Source organism: Microcoleus sp. D3_18a_C4, assembly GCF_036702415.1.
Lineage (GTDB): Bacteria > Cyanobacteriota > Cyanobacteriia > Cyanobacteriales > Microcoleaceae > Microcoleus.
The window spans coordinates 1-209 of record NZ_JAUBTI010000237.1; the positions used below are offsets into that span (position 1 = coordinate 1).

The 209-nt window shown below is 54.5% G+C and carries 1 protein-coding gene; it reads right to left on the bottom strand.

From position 1 onward, the window contains the following. On the bottom strand, window positions 1-209 hold a 209-nt coding region (locus QUB16_RS33385), incomplete at both ends, for a hypothetical protein (RefSeq protein ID WP_333322691.1).

A 209-nucleotide genomic window follows, 5' to 3' on the forward strand; every position in this document is an offset into this window, starting at 1 on the left:
GTGTTGATGGTGTAAGAGACGATCGACCCGTCGGGGTCGCTTCCTCCCAATCCCGTGACTAACCGGCTGCTGTTGGGGCCGAGGCGGGAGGTGGCATTGTTGGCAACTGGCGGTTGGTTGTCAGTTGGAGTTGTTGGAGTTGTTGGAGTTGTTGGAGTTGTTGGAGTTGTTGGAGTTGTTGGAGTTGTTGGAGTTGTTGGAGTTGTTGG